The 20,495-nt window shown below is 74.1% G+C and carries 19 protein-coding genes; 4 read left to right on the top strand and 15 right to left on the bottom strand.

The features are described from left to right. Positions 1-26 precede the first annotated feature (26 nt). From O2W53_RS07080 to O2W53_RS07040, 9 genes are all read right to left on the bottom strand, one after another. The gene (locus O2W53_RS07080; RefSeq protein ID WP_269162291.1) at positions 27-677 is read right to left on the bottom strand and encodes a prepilin peptidase; all 651 of its coding nucleotides are present in this window, start codon (positions 675-677) and stop codon (positions 27-29) included. A gap of 10 nt (positions 678-687) precedes the next feature. Beyond that, positions 688-1,479, bottom strand: a complete 792-nt coding sequence (locus tag O2W53_RS07075) for a shikimate dehydrogenase (RefSeq protein ID WP_269162290.1) — start codon at positions 1,477-1,479, stop codon at positions 688-690. Positions 1,480-1,507: 28 nt separating this feature from the next. Beyond that, positions 1,508-3,547 carry an endolytic transglycosylase MltG gene (gene mltG / locus O2W53_RS07070; RefSeq protein ID WP_269162289.1) on the bottom strand — a complete coding sequence of 680 codons (2,040 nt, stop codon included), beginning with the start codon at positions 3,545-3,547 and terminating at the stop codon, positions 1,508-1,510. After that, a complete protein-coding gene (ruvX, locus tag O2W53_RS07065) occupies positions 3,544-4,026 on the bottom strand; it encodes a Holliday junction resolvase RuvX (protein WP_269162288.1) in 483 nt (160 codons plus the stop codon). Before ruvX ends, mltG begins: the two co-directional genes overlap by 4 nt. Continuing rightward, entirely contained in the window at positions 4,016-4,366 is a 351-nt protein-coding gene (locus tag O2W53_RS07060) for a hypothetical protein (RefSeq protein WP_269162287.1), read from the bottom strand. Before O2W53_RS07060 ends, ruvX begins: the two co-directional genes overlap by 11 nt. Then, positions 4,363-7,032: an alanine--tRNA ligase gene (gene alaS, locus O2W53_RS07055; protein WP_269162286.1), complete on the bottom strand. Its 2,670-nt coding sequence runs from the start codon at positions 7,030-7,032 to the stop codon at positions 4,363-4,365. Before alaS ends, O2W53_RS07060 begins: the two co-directional genes overlap by 4 nt. Positions 7,033-7,095: 63 nt before the next feature. Beyond that, a complete protein-coding gene (locus tag O2W53_RS07050) occupies positions 7,096-7,392 on the bottom strand; it encodes a hypothetical protein (RefSeq protein WP_036334195.1) in 297 nt (98 codons plus the stop codon). After that, the gene (locus O2W53_RS07045; protein ID WP_269162285.1) at positions 7,392-7,817 is read right to left on the bottom strand and encodes a DUF948 domain-containing protein; all 426 of its coding nucleotides are present in this window, start codon (positions 7,815-7,817) and stop codon (positions 7,392-7,394) included. The genes O2W53_RS07050 and O2W53_RS07045 overlap by 1 nt, the downstream gene beginning before the upstream one ends. A gap of 97 nt (positions 7,818-7,914) precedes the next feature. After that, positions 7,915-9,249: a replication-associated recombination protein A gene (locus O2W53_RS07040; protein WP_269162284.1), complete on the bottom strand. Its 1,335-nt coding sequence runs from the start codon at positions 9,247-9,249 to the stop codon at positions 7,915-7,917. A 34-nt stretch (positions 9,250-9,283) separates the two neighbouring features. Between O2W53_RS07040 and O2W53_RS07035 the strand changes: the two genes are divergently transcribed. Together O2W53_RS07035 and O2W53_RS07030 are read left to right on the top strand one after the other, a co-directional pair. Beyond that, positions 9,284-10,141: an aldo/keto reductase gene (locus tag O2W53_RS07035; RefSeq protein WP_269162283.1), complete on the top strand. Its 858-nt coding sequence runs from the start codon at positions 9,284-9,286 to the stop codon at positions 10,139-10,141. A gap of 191 nt (positions 10,142-10,332) precedes the next feature. Then, complete coding sequence (locus tag O2W53_RS07030) at positions 10,333-11,202, top strand: DUF559 domain-containing protein (RefSeq protein ID WP_269162282.1); 870 nt, start codon at positions 10,333-10,335, stop codon at positions 11,200-11,202. Between the two features lie 72 nt (positions 11,203-11,274). Here O2W53_RS07030 and aspS read toward each other — a convergent pair whose 3' ends face one another. From aspS to O2W53_RS07010, 4 genes are read right to left on the bottom strand one after another with little or no spacing between them, the layout of a single operon-like run. Continuing rightward, entirely contained in the window at positions 11,275-13,056 is a 1,782-nt protein-coding gene (aspS, locus tag O2W53_RS07025) for an aspartate--tRNA ligase (RefSeq protein ID WP_269162281.1), read from the bottom strand. Between the two features lie 56 nt (positions 13,057-13,112). Next, complete coding sequence (locus O2W53_RS07020; RefSeq protein WP_269162280.1) at positions 13,113-14,138, bottom strand: aldo/keto reductase; 1,026 nt, start codon at positions 14,136-14,138, stop codon at positions 13,113-13,115. Then, complete coding sequence (gene hisS / locus O2W53_RS07015) at positions 14,135-15,400, bottom strand: histidine--tRNA ligase (RefSeq protein ID WP_269162279.1); 1,266 nt, start codon at positions 15,398-15,400, stop codon at positions 14,135-14,137. Before hisS ends, O2W53_RS07020 begins: the two co-directional genes overlap by 4 nt. Beyond that, positions 15,400-16,083, bottom strand: a complete 684-nt coding sequence (locus O2W53_RS07010) for an MBL fold metallo-hydrolase (protein ID WP_269162278.1) — start codon at positions 16,081-16,083, stop codon at positions 15,400-15,402. Before O2W53_RS07010 ends, hisS begins: the two co-directional genes overlap by 1 nt. 159 nt (positions 16,084-16,242) lie before the next feature. On the opposite strand from O2W53_RS07010, the gene O2W53_RS07005 reads away from it, so the two are divergent. Next, positions 16,243-17,043, top strand: a complete 801-nt coding sequence (locus tag O2W53_RS07005) for a peptidylprolyl isomerase (protein ID WP_269162277.1) — start codon at positions 16,243-16,245, stop codon at positions 17,041-17,043. A gap of 71 nt (positions 17,044-17,114) precedes the next feature. Then, positions 17,115-17,759 carry a methyltransferase domain-containing protein gene (locus O2W53_RS07000; RefSeq protein ID WP_269162276.1) on the top strand — a complete coding sequence of 215 codons (645 nt, stop codon included), beginning with the start codon at positions 17,115-17,117 and terminating at the stop codon, positions 17,757-17,759. A 19-nt stretch (positions 17,760-17,778) separates the two neighbouring features. On the opposite strand, the gene O2W53_RS06995 is transcribed toward O2W53_RS07000, so the two are convergent. Then, complete coding sequence (locus O2W53_RS06995) at positions 17,779-18,051, bottom strand: hypothetical protein (RefSeq protein ID WP_269162275.1); 273 nt, start codon at positions 18,049-18,051, stop codon at positions 17,779-17,781. After that, positions 18,051-20,456 carry a RelA/SpoT family protein gene (locus O2W53_RS06990; RefSeq protein ID WP_269162274.1) on the bottom strand — a complete coding sequence of 802 codons (2,406 nt, stop codon included), beginning with the start codon at positions 20,454-20,456 and terminating at the stop codon, positions 18,051-18,053. Before O2W53_RS06990 ends, O2W53_RS06995 begins: the two co-directional genes overlap by 1 nt. Positions 20,457-20,495: the final 39 nt, after the last annotated feature.

The following is a 20,495-nucleotide window of genomic DNA, read 5'->3' as shown; positions in this document are numbered from 1 at the left end:
CGGGGACGGGCCCCGGGGCGGGGGCCTCACGGCAGCGGCGCGGCCAGCGCCAGGGCGACGTAGGCGCCGCCCAGCAGCGGCGGGCCGAACGCCACGGCCGTGCGCCAGCCGGCCCGCCCCAGCGCGATGAGCAGCAGCGCGCCCAGCGCACCGAGCACGAAGCCGGCCAGCACCCCGGCCAGCAGCACGCCCCAGCCCACCCAGCCCAGCAGCAGACCGAGCAGGCCGAGCAGCTTCACGTCGCCGCCGCCGAACCCGCCGGGCTGCACCAGCCGGGCGACGGTGCCCAGCCCCCAGGCCACCGCGGCGGCTGTGACGGCCCGGCCCAGCGCGGGCCAGGTGCCCAGCACGGCGGCGTCCACGGCCAACGCGAGGACGCCGACCGCGGCCGCCGGGAAGACGACCCGGTCGGGCAGCCGGTGCCGGGCGAGGTCCACCCCGGCCAGCACCACGGCGGCCGCGCCGAACCAGGCGAGGGCGACGGTGGCCGGCCGCGGTCCGGCGAGGGCGGGCGCGGCGGCGAGCGCCGCCGCCGTGACGACCGCCGTGCCCACCACCCGCCGGGACGACGGACGCGCCGCACGGTCACGCTCGGCCAGCCGCACCGTGGTGGTGGCCAGCCACGGGCCGAGCAGCAGGCCGAGGACGGCGGCGGCAACGGTGAGCAGCCCGGTCACCGGGGTGCGGTCAGGCGTCCAGCGCGGCGCGCATGGCCTCGATCGGCGCCGGATGACCGGTCATCAGCTCGACCTGGGCGGTCGCCTGCCAGAACAGCACCTCCAAGCCGCTGATGGTCCGGCCCCCCGCCGCCTGTACGCGCTGGGCGAGCGGCGTCGGCCAACCGGCGTAGAGCACGTCCAGCACCGTCTGCCCGCGCCACCAGGTGAGGTCGGCGACGGCCGCCTGACCGGAGGCCGGGACCGTGCTCACCACCACCGGTGCGGTGAGCGTGCCGGTGCGGTCCAGCCGCTGGACGTCGGCGCTCACCCCGAGGGCGCCGAGCACCCGCAGCAGGTCACCGGCCCGCGCAGGCTCCCGGACCACGACGTCCACCTGCTGGGCACCGAGGGAGGCGAGCGCGGTGGCCGCTGCGGCCGCCGTCCCCCCGGCCCCGAGGACGGCGGCGTGCTCGACCCGCTCGACACCGCCCAGCTGGAGGGCCATGCCCACGCCGGTGACGTCGGTGTTCTCCGCGCGCCAGCCGGCGTCGGTGCGCAGCAGGGTGTTCGCCGCGCCCAGCAGGCGCGGCAGCTGGTCGACCTCGTCGGCCACCGCCACCGCCGCCTGCTTGCACGGCATGGTCACCGAGAAGCCCCGCCACTCCGGGCCCAGCCCGGCCAGCAGCACCGGCAGGTCCTCGGCCCCGACGTCCAGGGCGTCGTAGCTCCAGTCGTCCAGCCCGAGCGCGGCGTAGGCCGCCCGGTGGAGCAGGGGCGACAACGAGTGCCCGACCGGCCGGCCGAGGACAGCTGCCCTCATGCCGGCCGGACCGGGGCGCGACGGTGCGTCAATTGCCCGGGTTGTCCCGCAGCCACTGCTGGAACAGCAGCACGTTCTGCTGGTGCTCGGCGCCGGTCGCGGCGAACCGGGTCTCCCCGGTGTCGGGGTCGACCACCACGAAGAAGCGCCAGTCACCAGGGGTCGGGGCGAGCACCGCGCGCAGCGCCTCCTCCCCCGGGTTGTTGATGGCGCCGGGCGGCAGGCCCGGGTGGACGTAGGTGTTGTAGAGGGAGGGGTTGGCGCGGTCCTCGGCGCTGGTGGTGATCCCGGCCTTGTCGTTGGCGTAGTTCACCGTGGTGTCCAGCTGCAGCGGCATGCCGTCGGCCAGCCGGTTCTCCAGCACCCGGGCGACCTTGCCCATGTCCTCGACCGAGCCGGCCTCAGCCTGGACCAGGCTCGCCTTGGTCAGCGCCGTGAGCCGCTGCTCCACCGGGATCTGCAGGTCGGTGAGCACCTGATCGGTGCGCGCCACCATCTCGCTGAGCACCTCGACCGCGGTCTCGCCGGGCTCTATGTCGTAGGTGGCCGGGAAGAGGAAGCCCTCCAGCAGGCCGTTGGCGTAGGCGGGCAGCCCCAGCTGGGCCGGGTCGGCGGCGGCGGCCTCCAGCTCCGCGAGCGGCAGACCGCTCTCGTCGGCCAGTCGCTGCAGCACCTGGGTGACCCGCAGGCCCTCGGGCAGGGTGACCCGGGTGACCTGGCGGGACGCCGGGTCCAGCAGCAGGTCCAGCGCGGCCTGCCCGGACATCTGCTGGCGCAGCCGGTAGACGCCGGGCTGGATGCCGGTCGCGGCCGGGTTGGCCTCGGCCGCCTCGGTGAACGGCGCCACCGAGGCGATGACGTCGGCCTCCACGAGCGTGGTGCCGATGGCGCGCAGCGAGTCGCCCGGCTCCACCCGGACGTCGACCTCGCCGGTGCCGGCCCCCGGGTAGTCCTCCGCCACCGGGTTGACCCGGTCCCAGAGGGCCTTGCCGCCGACGAAGATCCCGGCCATCAGCGCGGCCAGGACGACCAGGGAGAGGCCGACGACCATCGGGCCCCGGCGACGGCCGCGTCCACCGCGCCCGCGACGACCGCCGCCGACACCGCCGTCGTCGTGTCCGTCGTAGTACTCGTCGTGGTGCTCGTCGTGGTCACCGCCGCCGACGACGTCGAGGCCGCCGGTCTGCGGGGACGCCGACGCGAAGGCACCGTCGTCGTGCGGGTCGTGATGGGCGGGGTCGAGGTCGCCCTCATCGCTCCCGTGCCGTTCGGAGACCATCCGCCAGCGCTCCTCGTCCGGGTCGGCGCCGTCGACGGTCAGTGCAGCGTGCACCACCGTCGCCGGCTCGTCGACAGGCGTGTCCCGAGGTGCGGTGTGCACCTCGGCGCCGCCCTGCCCGGTCACGAGCCCGGCCAGCGCACCGGAGGGCCCGCTCGTCGGGACCGACGACGGTCCAACCGGCCCGGGGACGGGACGGTTGGCTGCCGACAGCCAACCAGGGTCGGTCCCGGCGTCGGCGAACCGGTCCGCCCGGACGTGGTCGGCGGTGGTGGGCTCGGTGGACGGCCGAGGGGCCGGGAGGCGCCGGGCGGCGGCCGGACCGGCGCCGCGCGCGGCTCCCCCGATGGTCGGGACGGCCGGCGGTACGGCGGGCATCTCGGCGGTCTGCGGCACGGTGACCTCGCGGGCCCGTGCGCCGGGGACGAACCCACCCGGACCCAGACCCCTGGGGGCCGCTGCGGTCGAGTTCCGCCGACCGAGGTCGAAGGCGCTCATGTCGAGGCCGGCGGCCGCGAGGCCGGCATCGGCGATGCCGGAGGCGGCCAGCCCGGTGATCTCCACGTCGGCCACGTCGACGCCACCGCCTGCCGCGCTGACCTGGGCACCGGTGTCCGGGGCGTGCCGGCGGCGTCGGCGCGGTCGCAGGGTGGCGTCGGCCGGGTCGTCGGGGAGCTGCAGGGTCGCGGCGCCCGCCCAGGCGGCCAGGAACTCGGCTGCAGGGCGTCCGGAGCCGGCGTCGGCGTCGGAGTGGCGGCCGCTCGCGTGCGGCTGGGTCGGGTCCGTCACGAGTGGCGCCCCCTGAGGTCGGGGCCAGTGCGTCGTCGCTCGTCGAGATGGCTCTGCAGGATCACCACGGCAGCCGCCTGGTCGATCACCGAGCGCTGGTGGCGGGCATCGATGCCGCCGGCGCGCAGGTGACTCGCTGCGGTCACTGTGGAGAGCCTCTCGTCGACGAGGTGCACCGGGACGTTCCCGATGCGACTGGCCAGGGCTTCAGCGTATGCACTGGCATCTCTTGCCGACGCGCCCGACGCTCCGGACAAATGCTTTGGCAATCCCACAACTACCTCGACCACCTCGTGTGTCACAACCAGCTCAGCGAGGTGGTCCAGGTCGCGCTGGTCCTTGGCGCGCCGGACCGTCTCCAACGGGCTGGCCAGCATGCCGGTGGCGTCGGAGAGCGCGAGCCCGACGCGGACGGTCCCGACGTCGACGCCGAGTCTGCGGCCGGGCACCCAGGCGGGCCCGCTCCCCTCAGTCGTCATCGCGGGCACCGTCGTGCGGCGGCGCGGCCTCGCGGCGGGCGGCCCCGGGCACCCGGGGCGGGTAGCCACCGAGGTGCAGCCGGCCGGTCTCCGGCGGCCGAGCGGCAGGCTGCTCGACGGTGGCCGGCGGTGCGGCGGCTCGCCCACCGGGCCCGGGGACCGGGAACGTCACCCGCTCGGTGCGGTGCTGGCCGTCGTGCTCGGTGCCGTCGTTCCCGGTGCCGTCCCGCGCGGGCGCGGCGTCCTCCGGCGGCGCGGCGGGCGGCACCGGCGGGCGACCGGACCGTCTGGTCTGCCCCTCCACCGGCCCGGTGCCGGGCCCGTCGGACGCCTCGCTCACGTCGTGGCCGCTCCGATCGTCTGCTCGACGGCCGCGAGGGCCGCAGGGATGCCGGAGGGATCGGTACCGCCACCCTGCGCCACGTCGGCCTTGCCACCACCGCGACCACCCACGGCCGGCGCTGCCGCCCGCAGCAGGTCGTTCGCCGACAGGCCCTGCTGCTGGGCCGCCGGGTTCACGGTGGCCACCAGGGCCACCTTGCCGTCCGCGGCGGAGGCCAGCAACACGGCCGACGGCCGCTCACCGAGCCGGCCGCGCACGTCCAGGGCGAGGCTGCGCAGGTCGCCACCGGACAGCCCGGCCGGTGCGCCGGTCACGACGGCCACCCCACCGAGGTCGCGGGCGCCGGCGGCCAGGTCACCGGCGGCGGCCAGGGTCTGCCGGGCGCGCAGGTCCGCCAGCTCCTTGTCGGCCTCCCGCAGCCGCTCGAGCATGCCGCTCACCCGGTCGGCGATCCCGTCCTGCGGGGTCTTGAGCAGGTCGGCCAGCTGGCGGACCAGGTCGCGTTCGCGCGCCAGGTACCGGAAGCCCTCCAGGCCCACGGCGGCCTCCACCCGGCGGGCCCCGGAGCCGACCGAGCTCTCGCCGGTCAGCGCGAGGGTGCCGATCTGGGCGCTGCCGTGGACGTGGGTGCCACCGCAGAGCTCGCGGGACCACTCGCCGCCGATCTCCACGACGCGGACCTGCTCGCCGTAGGTCTCCCCGAACAGCGCCAGCGCACCGAACTCCCGCGCCTCCGGCAGCGTCATGTAGAGCGCGCGGACCCCGTGGTCGGCGCGGACGGCGGCGTTGGCGACGTCCTCGACGTCGATCCGCTGCTGGGCGGACAGTGCCCCCTGCCAGGCGAAGTCCAGTCGCAGGTAGCCCGGCCGGTTGTACGACCCGGACTGCAGTGCCTGCGGGCCCAGCACCTGGCGCAGGGCCGCGTGCACCACGTGCGTGCCGGAGTGCGCCTGGCAGGCCGAGAGCCGCCACTCGCGGTCGACCTGGGCGGTGAGCTCGGTGCCGGCCCGCAGCTCTCCCTCGAGCACCCGCACCTGGTGGGCGACCAGGCCCTTGACCGGGCGCTGGACGTCGATGACCTCGGCCCGGCCGCCGTCCCAGGTCAGCTCGCCGGCGTCGGCGACCTGACCGCCGGATTCCGCGTAGAAGGGCGTCCGGTCCAGCACGACCCGGGTGACCGCGCCCGCGCCGACGACCGGTTCACCGTCGGTGTCGGACTCGTCGACCACGCCGAGCACCCGGGAGTCGGTGCGCAGGGTGTCGTAGGCCCGCCAGTCGGTGGGCCCGTGCTCGCCCAGCAGCCGCCGGTAGGCCAGCACGTCGACCGCGCCGGTGCGCTTGGCACGGGCGTCGGCGCGAGCCCGGTCCCGCTGCTCCCTCATCAGGGCGCGGAAGCCCTCCTCGTCGACCCGGACGCCCTGCTCGGCGGCCATCTCCAGGGTCACGTCGATCGGGAAGCCGTAGGTGTCGTGCAACGAGAAGGCCTGCTCCCCCGACAGGGCCGGGGTGCCCGCCTTCCTGGCCTGGCCGACGGCGGTGTCGAACAGCGCCGTGCCGGCGGTGAGGGTGCGCCGGAACGCCTCCTCCTCGGCATAGGCGATCCCGGAGATGCGGGCGAAGTCGGTGGCCAGCTCGGGGTAGCTGGGGCCCATCGCGTCGCGGGAGACCGGCAGCAGCTCCGGCAGCGACGCCTCCTCGACCCCGAGCAGCTTCATCGAGCGGACCGCGCGGCGCAGCAGCCGGCGCAGGATGTAGCCCCGCCCCTCGTTGCCCGGGGTCACACCGTCGCCGATGAGCATCAGGCCGCTGCGCACGTGGTCGGCGACCACCCGCAGTCGCACGTCCGCCTCGTGGTCGGCGCCGTAGCGCACCCCGGCGAGGGCCGCGGCCCGGTGCAGCACCGGGGCGACCTGGTCGATCTCGTACATGTTGTCGACGCCCTGGAGCAGGAACGCCACCCGCTCCAGACCCATGCCGGTGTCGATGTTCTTCTTCGGCAGGTCACCGAGGATCGGGAACTCCTTGCCCTCCCCCGGGCCCCGCTCGAACTGCATGAAGACCAGGTTCCAGATCTCCAGGAACCGGTCGCCGGTGGGATCGGCCTCAGGCCCGCCGTCGGGGCCGTACTCCGGCCCGCGGTCGTAGTGGATCTCCGAGCAGGGCCCGGCCGGGCCGGCCGCACCGGTGGACCAGTAGTTGTCGTCCTTGCCGCGGCGCTGGATGCGCTCGGCCGGGACGTAGGCCCGCCAGGCGTCGAAGGCCTCGTCGTCGTCCAGGTAGACCGTCGGCCAGATCCGCTCGGCGTCCAGCCCCAGGCCGCCGTCGTCGACCCGGCCCGTCACCAGCTCCCAGGCGAACTGGATCGCCTCGGCCTTGAAGTAGTCGCCGAAGGAGAAGTTGCCGTTCATCTGGAAGAACGTGCCGTGCCGGGTGGTCTTGCCCACCTCCTCGATGTCGAGGGTGCGGACGCACTTCTGCACGCTGGTCGCGCGTGGGTACGGCGCCGGCTCACGGCCGGTCAGGTACGGGATGAAGGGCACCATCCCGGCCACCGTGAACAGCAGCGAGGGGTCGGGCGACACCAGCGAGGCGCTCGGGACGACGGTGTGCCCCCGCCTCTCGAAGTGCTCCAGGAAGCGGCGGCGGATCTCGGCGGTCTGCATGCGGGTGGTCTCGGTCCTTCAGCGCGGGGTGGGCGCAGGGGCGGCGCCCGGAGAGGAGGTGGTTCAGCTGTCCGCGGCGTGGGCGCCGCGGCGGGGCAGCGCGTCGGGCAGGGAGACCTGGCCGCTGTCGGGCAGCGGGGCGTCGAGCCCCGTGCCGGCACGCAGCTCGTCCTCCCGCAGCGCGGCGGCGGCGCGGACGTCGGCGCCGAAGTCACCGATCGCGTCGGCCAGCTCCCGCAAGCCCTCGGCGAGCTGGCCGGCGATGCCCTGCGGGGTGAGCTTCTCCGCGGTCTTGGTCAGCTTGCGGACGACGAGGGCACCGATGGTGATCCCCATGGCCAGCCAGAACAGCCGGCGCATCAGGCGGCCCGCCGGGCTGCGCGCCGGTTGCGACGGTCCTCACGGGCGGAGCGCTGGGCGTCGGCGACGGCCTGGCCCTCCCGCTTCTTGCGGGCGGCGCTGCGGACCCCGTAGCTGAAGGCGGCGACCTTGATCAGCGGGCTGCCGAGGGTGGCGGCGAACACGCTGGTGAGGGCGGCGACGTTGCTGGAGACGTTCGCGGCGTTGCCGGTGATGTCGTCGACCCGCTCGAGGTTGGCGTTGACGTGGGTGACCGTCGTCGACGCCTGGCTCAGGATCGGCTGGCTCTGCTCCCGGACCTGGCGGATGGTCAGCGTGGTCTCGTCCAGGGTGCGCCCGAGCTTGAGCAGCGGCACCGCCACCAGCACCACCAGCAGCACCAAGGCACCGGCTGCGATCAGCCCGGCCCACTCTCCTGCAGACACTCGAGGGTCCCCTTCGTCGTCTCGTGCACGTTCGCGGTGGCAGCCCACCGGTCGGGTCACCCTATCCGCCGCCACCGACGACGCCCGCTCGTGCGGCTCAGCTGCGGCGGCGGACGATCGCGCGGAGCTTGGCCAGCCGCGCACCGATCTGCGCCTCCACCCCGCGCCCGGTCGGGCGGTAGTAGTCGCGGCCGACCAGCGCGTCGGGCGGGTACTGCTGCGGGACGACGCCGTCGGGGTGGGCGTGCGGGTAGACGTAGGTCTTCCCGTGCCCGAGCTTCTTCGCCCCCGCGTAGTGCGCGTCGCGCAGCCCGGCCGGCACCGGACCGGCCAGCCCGGCGCGCACGTCGGCGACCGACTCCCCCATCGCCGTGGTGATCGCGTTGGACTTCGGTGCGGTGGCCAGGTGGACGACGGCCTGTGCCAGCGGGAAGTGCCCCTCCGGCATGCCGATGAAGGCGACCGCATCGGCGGCGGCGACCGCGGTGAGCAGCGCGGTCGGGTCGGCCATCCCGATGTCCTCGCTCGCGGAGATCACCAGCCGGCGGGCGATGAAGCGGGGGTCCTCACCCGCCTCCACCATCCGCGCCAGGTAGTGCAGCGCCGCGTCGACGTCGCTGCCCCGGATGCTCTTGATCAGCGCACTGGCGATGTCGTAGTGCTGGTCGCCGGAGCGGTCGTAGCGCACTGCGGCCTGGGCGACCGCCGTCTCCAGGGTGGCCAGGTCCAGGACGTCGGAGCCGGCCGCTCGGGCCGCGCCGGCGCCGCTCTCCAGCGCGGTCAGCGCCTTGCGGGCGTCGCCGCCGGCCACCCGCAGCAGGTGCTCCTCGGCCTCGGCGGTCAGCGTCACGGCGCCGTCCAGCCCGCGTTCGCTGGTCAGCGCCCGGCGCAGCACCGTGCGCACGTCCTCGTCGTCCAGCGACTGCAGCGCCAGCACCAGGCTGCGCGACAGCAGCGGGCTGACGACGGAGAAGAACGGGTTCTCGGTGGTCGCGGCGATCAGGCTCACGATCCGGTCCTCGACCGCGGACAGCAGCGAGTCCTGCTGGGTCTTGGAGAAGCGGTGCACCTCGTCGATGAACAGCACGGTGCGCCGGCCGGCGTGGGTCAGCTCGCGCTTGGCGTTCGCGATGACCGCGCGGACCTCCTTGACCCCGGAGTCCAGCGCGGACAGCTGGACGAAGGAGCGCTGGGTGGCCAACGAGATGACGTGCGCCAGCGTCGTCTTCCCGGTGCCCGGTGGGCCGTAGAGCACCAGGGACATCGGCTCGTCGGCCTCGACCAGCCGGCGCAGCGGGGCGCGCGGGCCGAGCAGGTGCTGCTGGCCGACCACCTCGTCCAGCGACTGCGGCCGCATCCGGACCGCCAGCGGAGCCCCCGGGTCGACCGGCGGCGGGCCGTCGGCGGGCTCGGGGTCGAACAGGGAGGTCACGGTTGCGAAGCTACCTGGGGGGCACGACCGTCCCATGGAGCAGCGACGCATCGGGAACCGGACAGTCAGCGCAGTGGGGCTCGGGGCGATGCCCCTGTCCACGAAGGACCCTCGCCCGTCATCGGACGAGGCCGCGGCCGTGGTGCACGCCGCGCTGGACGCCGGCGTCACGCTGATCGACACCGCCGACGCCTACTCGCACACCGACGCGGACTTCGGCCACAACGAGGAGCTGGTCGCCCGCGCGCTGGCCTCCTACGGCTCCGTGGACGACGTGCTGGTGGCCACCAAGGGCGGGCACACCCGGAGCGGCGCCGAGTGGGGCCTCGACGGCTCGCCCGCCTACCTCCGCCGGGCCTGCGAGGCCTCGTTGCGCCGGCTGGGCGTCGAGGCGATCGGGCTGTACCAGTTCCACCGGCCCGACCCGGAGACGCCGTGGGAGGAGTCGATGGGGGCGCTCCGCGGGCTGGTGGACGACGGGCTGGTGCAGCTGGCCGGGATCTCCAACGCCGACGTCGGCCAGATCGACGCGGCCCGGGAGATCGTGGGCGATGCGCTGTTCAGCGTGCAGAACCAGTTCTCCCCCGGCTGGCGGTCCTCGGCCGGGGAGCTCGCGCACTGCGCGCAGCACGGGCTGGCCTTCCTACCGTGGAGCCCGTTCGGCGGGGTGTCGGCCGCCAAGTCGCTGGGATCGACGGCCGCGGAGTTCGGCGCCGTCGCCGACGAGCTGGGCGTCTCGGTGTACCGGGTGACGCTGGCCTGGCACCTGGCCCAGGCCGACGTCGTCGTGCCCATCCCCGGGGCCTCACGGCAGGAGTCGATCACCGACTCCGCAGCCGGCGCCGCCCTGCACCTGGCCCCGGAACACCTCGCCCGCCTGAACGCCGCCTGACCCTCGACCTCACGGTGAGCCGCTGTTGATCATCGGCGTCTGGCTGCCGCACTCGGCGTGTCGACCAGCCAGATGCCGATGATCAACTCCCCCAAGGGGTGTCGGGACGACGTCGTCCACAGCGCCCTGGCGGGTCCACAGATCGGCTTCGGGCCTCCCCCGGCGGCCTGGGCGGCCGGACGGTGTGGTCCATGGCGCCGCAGCTCTTCACTACAGCCACTGCACGATCCGCCGGTCTGACCCGGGCGGCGCTGCGTGGGTCGTCGTACGTCCGGTTGGCGCACGGGGTGGTGGTGCGCCTCGACGACGCCATCGACGAGCGCGAGCGTCTCGGGCTGCTGGCCACCGTGCTGCCGCCGGATGCCGCGGTCAGCCACCAGACGGCCGCTGCCCTCCTGGGGGCACAGCTCTCGCCGCCGCCCCACCCGCACGTCGCGCTGACCCCGCGCCGGGTGCTCCCCCAGCACGCCGGCCTTGTGGTCCACGGTCGACGCCTGGCGGCCGAGGACGTGGTCCTGGACCAGGGCCTCCGGGTCACCTCGGGAGCGCAGACGTTCCTCGACCTGGCTGCCGTGCTCCCACCGCAGGAGCTGGTCGCCGTGGGAGATGCCCTGCTCCGCGCCGGCCACCTGGACACAGCCCGACTCCAGGCCCGGCTCTGCCGCGCCGACCGGGTGCGGGGCGTGGTGCGGGCACGGGCCTGTGCGCCGCTGTTGAGCCCGCTGGCCCAGTCCCGACCGGAGAGCGTGATGCGGTACTGGCTGCTCGTCAGTGAGCTGCCCGATCCCGAACCCCAGGTGCCGGTGACCGACCAATGGGGCCGGGAGGTGGCCCACGGCGACCTGGGCTACCGCAAGTGGAGACTGCTGATGGAGTACGAGGGCCGGCAGCACGCCGACACCGAGCAGTTCGGTCGGGACGTGGACCGGTACTCGCTGATGGCCGCGGACGGCTGGCTGGTGCTCCGGTTCGCACGGTCACACCTGCTCCGGCCGCACGTCGTCGTCGACCGGACCCGCCGAGCCCTGCTCAGCCGCGGCTGGCGCCCCGAGCCGTGTTGATCATCGGCGAGTGGCTGCCCGACACGCCGGCACGGGCAGCCATTCGCCGATGATCAACGCCAGCCCGGGGGCTCAGGCCGGCTTCGTCGGGTCGGTCGGGCCGGGGGCGCCGGGCTCGCCCGGTGCGGGCTCGGCGTCGGGGTCGACGTCGATGCCGGCCTCGGTGCGCTGGGCGGCGGTGATCGGGGTGGGGGCACCGGTCAGCGGGTCGTAGCCGGCGCCGGTCTTCGGGAAGGCGATGACCTCACGGATCGAGTCGACGCCGGCCAGCAGCGCCACGGTGCGGTCCCAGCCGATCGCCGCGCCGGCGTGCGGCGGCGGGCCGTAGTCGAAGGCCTCCAGGAACCAGCCGAACTGCGCCCGGGCCTCCTCCTGGGTCATGCCCAGGGTCTGGAACACCCGCTCCTGCAGCGCGGCGTCGGCGATGCGGACCGAACCGCTCATCAGCTCGTTGCCGTTGCAGACCAGGTCGTAGGCGTCGGACAGCGCCGCGCCCTTGTCCTCGGCGAACCGCTCCCGCCACTCCGGGGTGGGCGAGGTGAACGGGTGGTGCATGAAGGTCCAGTCGCCGTCCTCGGTCTCCTCGAACATCGGGAAGTCGACGACGAACAGGAACGACCACGACCCGGGCTCGATGAGCTCCAGCCGCTTGGCGATCTCGTTGCGCGCGGCCCCGAGCAGCTCCTGGGCACCGCGACGGGGCCCGGCGGCGAAGAAGACGCAGTCCCCCGGCTCAGCCCCGACGGCCTCGACCAGCCCGGCCCGCTCGGACTCGGAGATGTTCTTCGAGACCGGGCCACCGAGGGTGCCGTCCTCGGCGATGGTCACGTAGGCCAGGCCCTTGTGGCCACGCGAGCGGGCCCAGTCCTGCCAGGCGTCGAACGCCCGCCGCGGCTGCGAGCCGCCGCCGGGCATCACGATCGCGCCGACGTAGGGCGCCTGGAACACCCGGAACGGCGTCTCCGCGAAGTACGACGTCAGCTCGGTGAGCTCGATGCCGAAGCGCAGGTCGGGCTTGTCGGAGCCGAACCGGTCCATCGCCTCGCGGTAGGTCATCCGCGGGATCTCCGGCACGGTGTAGGAGGCCAGCTCCTGCCACAGCGCCCGGATGACGTCCTCGGCGATGGCGAGCACGTCGTCCCGGTCGACGAAGCTCATCTCGAAGTCCAGCTGGGTGAACTCCGGCTGCCGGTCGGCGCGGAAGTCCTCGTCCCGGAAGCAGCGCGCGATCTGGTAGTACCGCTCCAGCCCACCGATCATCAGCAGCTGCTTGAACAGCTGCGGCGACTGCGGCAGGGCGTACCAGTGGCCCGGCTGCAACCGCACCGGGACGACGAAGTCCCGGGCCCCCTCGGGCGTGGACCGGGTCAGCGACGGCGTCTCCACCTCGGTGAACCCGTGGCCGGCCATCACGCCGCGGGCGATCCGGTTGACCTCGCTGCGCAGCCGCAGCACCGAGGCCGGCCCCTGGCGGCGCAGGTCCAGGTAGCGGTGGGCGTACCGGACGTCGTCGCCGGCGGCCTGGGCCGTCTCGATCGGGAACGGCAGCGGCGCGGACGCCGAGAGCACCTGCAGCGTGCTGGCGACGACCTCGATCTCCCCGGTGGGCAGGTCGGCGTTCTCGTTGCCGGCCGGACGCCGCTGGACGTCGCCGGTCACGAGCACGCAGTACTCGTTGCGCAGCGCGTGCGCCTCCTCCTCGCGGACGACGACCTGGGCGTAACCCGAGGCGTCGCGCAGGTCGAGGAAGACGACCCCGCCGTGGTCGCGCCGGCGGGCGACCCAGCCGGCGAGGGTGACCGTGGAACCGGCGTCGGTCGCGCGGAGCGTGCCGGCGTCGTGGGTGCGGAGCAAGGTAGTGCCTCTCTCAGGGGGTGCGGACTCTCAACAGGTGCGGGACGGGGCGGCGGTCACCAGCGGTCGTGCACGTGGGAGCGGATGCGCTCGTCGTACACGCGCTCGACGTCGGCGAGCTGGCCGGCGCTGAGCGACGGCAGCGAGGCGGCGGCGACGTTGCCCAGCGCCTGCTGCACGTTGCGCGCGCCCGGGATGACGGTGGTGACACCGGGCTGGTCGATCACCCAGCGCAGCGCGAAGGCGGCGGTGGTGACGTCCGGGCCGGCGATCTCGGCGACCTCGCGGGCAGCGGCGACACCGACCTCGAAGGGCACCCCGGCGAAGGTCTCGCCGACGTCGAAGGCCTCACCGTTGCGGTTGAAGTTCCGGTGGTCGTCGGCGGCGAAGGTGGTGTCAGTGGAGTACTTGCCCGACAGCAGGCCGCTGGCCAGCGGCACCCGGGCGAGGATGCCGACCTCGGCGCGCTGGGCGGCGGGCAGCAGCTGCTCCAGCGGCTTGCGCCGGAAGACGTTGAGGATCACCTGGATCGACTGCACGCCGGGGTGCTGCAGGGCGGTGAGGCCCTCGGCGACGGTCTCGACCGAGACGCCGTAGGCGGCGATCGCCTGCTCCTCGACGAGCGCGTCGAGGGTCTCGTAGACCCGCTCGTCGGAGTAGACGGCCGGGGGCGGGCAGTGCAGCTGCACCAGGTCCAGGGTGTCGACGCCGAGGTTGCGCCGGCTCCGGTCGATCCAGGCCCGCAGGTTCTCCGGGGTGTAGGTCTCGGCCGCGAACGGGTCGGCGCGACGGCCGGCCTTGGTGGCCACGAAGGGGCGCTCGCCGCGGGCGGCCAGCGCCTTGCGGATGCGCTCCTCGGAGCGGCCGTCGCCGTAGACGTCGGCGGTGTCCAGCAGGGTGACACCGGCGTCCAGCGCGGCGTCGAGGACCGCGGCGGCGTCGTCCTCGGACACGTTCCCCCAGTCACCGCCCAGCTGCCAGGTGCCGAGGCCGACGACGGAGACGTCGGCGCCGGTCCGGCCCAGGGGGCGGGTCTCGAGCGGGGTGTTGGCGGACTCGGCGATGCCGTCGGTGACTGTCACGCACCCACCGTCGCACGCACCCGCTCGAACAGCTCGCCCAGGGGGACGGCGACCTGCTCGTGCGATCGCAGGTCGCGCAGCTGCGCGACCCCCTCGGCGAGGTCCCGGTCGCCGAGCACCACCGCGTGCGAGGCACCCGACCGGTCGGCGGCCTTCATCGCGCCCTTGAGCCCGCGGTCGCCGTAGACGGTGTCGGCCGACACCCCGGCCTCCCGCAGCTGGCCGACCAGCTTCACGGCGAGCCGCTTGGCCTCCGCGCCGAGCGGGACGACGAACGCCTGCACGCCGGCCGACGTGGCGACGTCCAGCCCCTCGGCCTGCACCGCCAGCAGCGTGCGGTCCACCCCGACGGCGTAGCCGATGCCGGAGAGGTCCGGCCCGCCGAGGGAGGCCGACAGCCCGTCGTAGCGGCCGCCGCCGCCGATCGCCGACTGCGAGCCGAGCCCGGAGTGGACCAGCTCGAACGTCGTCTTCGTGTAGTAGTCCAGCCCGCGCACCAGCCGCGGGGCCTCGGTCCAGGCCACCCCGAGGTCGGTGAGGTGCTCGCGGACGGCGTCGTAGTGCGCCTTGGTGGAGTCCGAGAGGTGGTCGACCATCAGCGGGGCGTCATCCAGCTGGGCCTGCACCTCGCGGCGCTTGTCGTCCAGCACCCGCAGCGGGTTGATCTCCGCCCGGCGCCGGGTGTCGGAGTCCAGGTCCAGCTTCGCCAGGAACTCGACCAGCAGCTCGCGGTACTGCGGGCGGCAGGTGGCGTCACCCAGCGAGGTCAGCTGCAGCTCGAAGTCGCGCAGGCCCAGGTCGCGGAACCCCTGCACCGCCAGCGCCACGACCTCGGCGTCCAGCGCCGGGTCGTCGACGCCGAGGGCCTCGCAGTCGACCTGGGTGAAGTGCCGGTAGCGGCCGGCCTGGGGGCGCTCGTAGCGGAACGCCGACCCGACCGCCCACAGCTTCACCGGCAGCGCACCGGAGTAGAGCCGGTGCTCGATGAACGACCGCATCAGCCCGGCGGTGAGCTCGGGTCGCAGCGTCAGCGACCGGCCACCGCGGTCGGTGAACGTGTACATCTCCTTCGAGACGACGTCGGTGGACTCCCCGACCCCGCGGGAGAAGACGGCGGTGTCCTCGAACGTCGGCGTCTCGATGTAGCCGTAACCCGCGCGCCGCAGCGGCGCGGTGAGGGTGTCGCGGACGGCGAGGAACTGCGCCGAGTCCGGGGGCAGCGTGTCGAACGTGCCCTTGGGAGCCCGCATGGGCTCGGTCATCAGAGTCCTCGTCCCTTCGGTGCACTCGCGGCTTCCGCGAGGTACGGGTTGGTGGCGCGCTCGCGCCCGATCGTGGTGGCCGGCCCGTGCCCGGGGAGGACGACGGTCTCGTCGTCCAGCGGCAGGACGACGTCGCGCAGCGAGCCGAGCATGTCCTCCCAGGACCCGCCGGGCAGGTCGACCCGGCCCACCGAGCCGGCGAACAGCACGTCACCGGCGAGCAGTCCGGGGGCCTCGCCCAGGTCCAGGGAGAAGACCACCGAGCCGCGGGTGTGGCCCGGGGCGTGCCGCACGGTGAGGTCGACGCCGGCCAGCGAGATCGTCGCCCCGTCGGCGAGTGGCAGGACGTCGGCGGGATCGGGCAGCCGGACGCCGGTGATCAGCGGGGCGAGCTGCGGGCCGTGCCAGCGCGCCGGGTCCGACAGCATGCCGGCGTCCTCGGGGTGCAGGTAGGCGGGGATGTCGTAGCCGGAGCAGACCGGCAGCACGGAGAAGGTGTGGTCGAGGTGGCCGTGGGTGAGCACGACCGCGACCGGCTTGAGCCCGTCGTCGGCCAGCATCCGGGCCAGCGGCTCGACGGCGTCCATCCCCGGGTCGACGACGATGCACTCCTGCCCGGCCCCGGGGGCGACGGCGTAGCAGTTGGTGCCGAACGCGCCGGCGGGAAAGGAGCGGATGAGCACCCGTGCAGGTTACGCGGGCGACATCCGCCCAGCTGGCGCTGCCAGGGTCCGGACAGGGAACCCACCTACACTCCGCACTCGACACACGCCGTGGTGTGGGCGCGCGGCCCAGGTCGCGGCCGCCCCCGGCGCAGCGCAGAGCCCGAGGAGCCGAGAAGAGTGCCGACCAACAAGCAGCGTCGTGAGGCTGCGCAGCGACGGCTGCAGCGCCAGCTCGAGCGGCGCGAGGAGCTCGCCCAGAAGCGCCGGCGCAACACGCTGATCGGGGTGACCGTCCTCGCCGTCGTCGCCGTGGTCGCCGCGCTGTTCCTCATCACCGGCCTGGGCGACGACGAGGAGCCCGACACCGCGGCCGCCCCCGAGACCACCACCGCTGCCCCGGTGGTCGACGGCAGCGACGGGACCTGCGACTTCGTCCCGGACACCTCCGGCAGCGACACCCTCACCGACGTCGGCGTCCCGCCGGCCGAGGTGCCGACGACCGGTACCACGGGCCTGACGCTGGCCACCTCCGCCGGGGACATCGGGCTGACCCTGGACCAGGAGAACGCGCCCTGCGCCGCGGCGAGCATGGTCTACCTGGCGCAGCAGGGCTTCTTCGAGGGGTCGCCCTGCCACCGGCTGACCAGCGGCGGGCTGAGCGTGCTGCAGTGCGGTGACCCCAGCGGCACCGGTACCGGCGGCCCGACCTACGACTTCCCGACCCAGGTGACCGGCGAGGAGACCTACCCGCGCGGCACGCTCGCGATGGCCAACGCCGGGCAGGGCACCGACGCCAGCCAGTTCTTCCTGGTCTACGCCGACAGCCAGCTGCAGCCGGACTACACCGTCGTCGGCACCGTCGACGAGGCCGGGCTGGCGACGCTGGACGCGATCGCGGCCGCCGGCATCGAGGGCGGCGCCACCGACGGCGCCCCGGCCCAGCCGGTGACGATCGAGTCGGCCACCGTCCAGCAGTAGCGCACGCGGCGGGAGGGCCCGGTCTCCACCTGGAGGCCGGGCCCTCCTGCGTCCGCGGCCACACTGGGGCCATGGACGCCGACCCGTACGCGGGCTTCCCCCCGGGCTTCTTCGACCGCAGCGACGACGGCCCGGACGCGCGCTTCTACGACCGGCCCCGGCTGGTGACCCACATCGACGAGGCGGCGGTCGCCGCGGTCGGGGACCTCTACGCCGAGCTGGGCATCGACGGGTCGGCGCCCCGGCCGACCCGCGTGCTGGACCTGATGTCCTCCTGGGTGTCGCACTTCCGCACCCCGCCAGCCGACCTGGTCGTGCTGGGCATGAACGCCGACGAGCTCGCGGCGAACCCCGCGGCCACCACGCGCCTGGTGCACGACCTGAACGCCGACCCGACCGTCCCGCTGCCCGACGACGATGTCGACGCGGCGGTGTGCTGCGTGTCGATCGACTACCTCACCCGGCCGGTCGAGGTGCTGGCCGAGCTGGGCCGGGTGCTGCGCCCGGGCGGGGTGCTGGCGGTGACCTTCTCCAACCGGTGCTTCCCCACCAAGGCCGTCCGCGGGTGGCTGGCCACCGACGACGACCAGCACGGCGCCGTCATCTCCGAGCTGGTGCGCCGGAGCGGCCGCTTCACCGAGCCGACCATCCAGCTGCGGACCGCCCTGGGCGTCGGCGACCCCCTCTACGCCGTCGTCGCCACCCGCCGCGGCTGACCGACCGTCGGCCCGGCCGTCAGCGGGACGGCGTGAGCCGCACGAGCCCGCGGTCGCCGGGCACGTGGTCGACGACGACGAACACCTCGAACCAGTCGGCGCGGCGTTCTCCTGCCTGCTCGGCGGCCCAGGCGAACACCGACACCGCGGCCATGTCGGGGCCGGCGAGCTCGTACTCGTCGCAGACCCGCATGCCCATCGGGTCGGCCGAGTCGGTCCAGAAGTGGACGCGGTACCGCGGTTGGTCGACCTCCCAGCGCACGTCCCGCGGGTCGACCCCCCGGACGTCCATCAGGCGGTGACGCGCTCCACGTCGAAGACGCCGTCGACGTTGCGGACCGTCTGCAGCACCGAGCCCAGGTGCGCCGGGTCGGCCAGCTCGAAGGTGAACCGGCTGATCGCCACCCGGTCCCGGCTGGTCTGCACCGAGGCGGAGAGGATGTTGACCCGCTCGTCGGCCAGCGCCCGAGTGACGTCGGAGAGCAGCCGGTGCCGGTCCAGCGCCTCGACCTGGATCGCGACCAGGAACACCGCCCCGGGCTGGGAGGCCCAGTCGACCTCGACCAGCCGCTCGGGCTTGGCCTGCAGGTCCGCGGCGTTGGTGCAGTCGGTGCGGTGCACGCTCACCCCGCCACCCCGGGTCACGAAGCCCAGGATGTCGTCGCCGGGCACCGGGGTGCAGCACTTGGCGAGCTTGGCCCACACGTCGGTCATGCCGTGCACGACGATCCCCGGGTCGCCGCTGGCGGTGCGGGCGACGGTGCGCTTGGTCGGGATCGCGGTCTCGGCGATGTCCTCGGCCGCGCCCTCGGAGCCGCCGAGTGCGGTGAGCAGCTTCTCGACCAGCGAGTGCGCGGAGACCTGGTTCTCCCCCACGGCGGCGTACAGCGCGCTGACGTCGGGGTAGTGCAGGTCGGCGGCGAGGGTGGCCAGCGACTCCCCACCCAGCAGGCGCTGCAGCGGCAGGCCGGCCTTGCGCATCGCCTTGGTCAGCGCGTCCTTGCCGGCCTCGACGGCGTCCTCGCGACGCTCCTTGGTGAACCACTGGCGGATCTTGGTGCGGGCCCGCGAGCTGCCGACGAAGGACAGCCAGTCCTGTGAGGGAGCGGCGCTCGGCGAGCGGGAGGTGAAGACCTCCACGACGTCGCCGTTCGACAGCCGGCTGTCCAGGGAGACCAGGTTGCCGTTGACCCGGGCGCCGATGCACCGGTGCCCTACCTCGGTGTGCACCGCGTAGGCGAAGTCGACCGGCGTCGACTCCCCCGGCAGGCTGATCACGTCGCCCTTGGGCGTGAAGACGAAGACCTCCTGCGGACCGAGGTCGTAGCGCAGTGTCTCCAGGAACTCGCCGGGCTCCTGCGCCTCGCGCTGCCAGTCGAGCAACTGGCGGAGCCAGAGCATGTCGTCGCCCGGCGCACCCGGCGCCGGCGCCAGGTCGGCCTTGCCGCCGGCGGCGCGGGCCTTGTCCTTGTACTTCCAGTGCGCCGCGATCCCGTACTCCGCGGTGCGGTGCATGTCGTGCGTGCGGATCTGCAGCTCGACCGGCTTGCCCTGCGGACCGATGACCGTCGTGTGCAGCGACTGGTACATGTTGAACTTCGGCATCGCCACGAAGTCCTTGAAGCGGCCCGGCACCGGCTGCCAGTGCGCGTGCATGATGCCCAGCGCCGCGTACACGTCGCGGACGGACTCGACCAGGATCCGGATGCCGACCAGGTCCCAGATGTCGGTGAAGTCCCGGCCGCGGACGATCATCTTCTGGTAGATCGAGTAGTAGTGCTTGGGCCGGCCGGTGACGGCGGCCTCGATCTTGGCCGCCTTCAGCTGCTCGGTGACCGCCGAGGTGACCTCGGCCAGGTAGGTGTCCCGGGACGGCGCACGCTCGGCCACCAGGCGCACGATCTCGTCGTACCGCTTGGGGTACAGCGTGGCGAACGCGAGGTCCTCGAGCTCCCACTTGATCGTGTTCATGCCCAGCCGGTGGGCCAGCGGGGCGAGGATCTCCAGCGTCTCGCGCGCCTTCTTCTCCTGCTTCTCCGGCGGGAGGAAGCGCAGCGTGCGCATGTTGTGCAGCCGGTCGGCGAGCTTGATGACCAGCACCCGCGGGTCGCGGGACATCGCCACGATCATCTTGCGGATCGTCTCGGCCTGGGCGCCGTCGCCGAACTTGACCTTGTCGATCTTGGTGACGCCGTCGACCAGGTGCGCCACCTGGGGGCCGAAGTCGGCGGTGATCGACTCCAGCGTGGTGCCGGTGTCCTCGACCGTGTCGTGCAGCAGCGCGGCGACCAGCGTCGTGGTGTCCATCCCCAGCCCGGCCAGCACGGTGGCGACGGCGAGCGGATGGGTGATGTAGGGGTCGCCACTCTTGCGCTTCTGCTCGGCGTGCGCCTCCTCGGCGACGTCGTAGGCCCGCTGCAGCAGGGCGAGGTCGGCCTTCGGGTGGCTCTGGCGGTGCAGCACCGACAGCGGCTCGAGCACCGGGCGGATGCCGGTGGAGCGCTGCCCGGCGACGATCCGCCGGGCCAGCCGGTCGCGGACCCGGCGGCGGGGCGCGGTCTCGGCCTCCCCGCCCGGCTCGGGGGCCACGTCGTCGGGACGACGGACGGCGGGCCGCTCGGGCAGCGCCACCCGGGGCGGCGCCTCCTCGACGGCAGGCGCGCCGGACGTCTGCGGTGCGACGACGTCAGAGGCCACGGGTGCTCCTGCACTGTTGAGGAGGTGGACCCCTCCCAT

The sequence above is a fragment of the Modestobacter sp. VKM Ac-2978 genome, assembly GCF_026968025.1.
In the GTDB taxonomy this organism is placed as follows: domain Bacteria; phylum Actinomycetota; class Actinomycetes; order Mycobacteriales; family Geodermatophilaceae; genus Modestobacter.
This window is presented reverse-complemented; position numbering and strand designations above follow the sequence as displayed.

Coding starts and splice junctions, on each gene's coding strand:
- O2W53_RS07075 (WP_269162290.1), bottom strand. CDS start 1,479: ATGAGGGCAGCTGTCCTCGGCCGGCCGGTCGGGCACTCGTTGTCGCCC.
- ruvX (WP_269162288.1), bottom strand. CDS start 4,026: ATGACGACTGAGGGGAGCGGGCCCGCCTGGGTGCCCGGCCGCAGACTC.
- alaS (WP_269162286.1), bottom strand. CDS start 7,032: ATGCAGACCGCCGAGATCCGCCGCCGCTTCCTGGAGCACTTCGAGAGG.
- O2W53_RS07050 (WP_036334195.1), bottom strand. CDS start 7,392: ATGCGCCGGCTGTTCTGGCTGGCCATGGGGATCACCATCGGTGCCCTC.
- O2W53_RS07035 (WP_269162283.1), top strand. CDS start 9,284: ATGGAGCAGCGACGCATCGGGAACCGGACAGTCAGCGCAGTGGGGCTC.
- O2W53_RS07030 (WP_269162282.1), top strand. CDS start 10,333: ATGGCGCCGCAGCTCTTCACTACAGCCACTGCACGATCCGCCGGTCTG.
- hisS (WP_269162279.1), bottom strand. CDS start 15,400: ATGACCGAGCCCATGCGGGCTCCCAAGGGCACGTTCGACACGCTGCCC.
- O2W53_RS07000 (WP_269162276.1), top strand. CDS start 17,115: ATGGACGCCGACCCGTACGCGGGCTTCCCCCCGGGCTTCTTCGACCGC.
- O2W53_RS06995 (WP_269162275.1), bottom strand. CDS start 18,051: ATGGACGTCCGGGGGGTCGACCCGCGGGACGTGCGCTGGGAGGTCGAC.